Genomic DNA, 1,051 nt, shown 5'->3' on the forward strand with positions numbered 1-1,051 from the left:
CTTCATCATCAATATAATTAAGCAGATACAGCGTTTTGTTGATGCGCCCCACTTCAATGATTGCCTGAGTCAGTCCGGAAGGACGTTCACTTTTCAGCAATGAACGGACCAGCACTGAAACCTGTACTTTGCCCAGCTTCAGGGAGCCAGCGGTCCGGATCATTTCGTCCCACTGAAGGACTATTTTTCGGGGATCTGATTGCCCTCTGGCAATATCATTCAGCACGCCATAGTCGGCATCATGGTCCATTCGCCAGAAAACCGAAGCACCGGCATCAGCCAGGCGTGGAGAAAACTGGTATCCCAGCAGCCAGAAAAGGCCAAAGACAAGTTCGCTGGCACCTGCTGTATCGGTCATAATTTCGGTTGGATTCAGCCCGGTCTCCTGTTCCAGAAGACCTTCCAGCACAAAGATAGAGTCCCTCAGCGTCCCCGGTATAACGATGCCATGAAAGCCGGAATACTGATCGGACACAAAGTTGTACCAGGTGATCCCTCTGTTATTACCAAAGTATTTGCGGTTCGGTCCGGCATTGATTGTTCTGACTGGCGTAACAAAGCGCATTCCATCTGCAGATGCCACTTCTCCTCCACCCCATATCTGTGCCAGTGGCAGCGTTGCCTGAAAATCAACCAGTCTGGCATTAGCGCTGGTGATAGTTTCAGCCCGCAGATAGTTCGCTTTTGTCCAGTTCAGCCGGTGTCGGGTCAGTGCAGGAACATTTGATCTGATCAGTGGTTCCAGACCGATATTGCAGGCTTCAGCCATCAGCACGGCGCTGATGCTGACGGGCAGATCATCAACTCTGGCACTGGCTTCACTAGCATGGAAAAACTCATCAGCAAATCCGGTATGGGCGTTAATTTCGAGCAGCAACTCCGTTAAATCCACCGGAGGGAGTAGATCACTGATCATTTTGCTCAGTCGTTTCGGCACTGTTGCAAATAGTCGGTGGTGATAAACTTATCATCCCCTTTTGCTGATGGAGCTGCACATGAACCCATTCAAAGGCCGGCATTTTCAGCGTGACATCATTCTGTGGGCCGTACG

The 1,051-nt window shown here is 50.6% G+C and carries 1 pseudogene; it reads right to left on the bottom strand.

The annotated features are described in order from the left end of the window. A pseudogene (locus K0778_RS26335) lies at nucleotides 1-913 on the bottom strand (Tn3 family transposase); the annotation flags it as partial. Between the last annotated feature and the right edge of the window lie 138 nt (nucleotides 914-1,051).

The organism is Escherichia sp. XD33 (assembly GCF_019375075.1).
GTDB classification, from domain to species: domain Bacteria; phylum Pseudomonadota; class Gammaproteobacteria; order Enterobacterales; family Enterobacteriaceae; genus Enterobacter; species Enterobacter flexneri_A.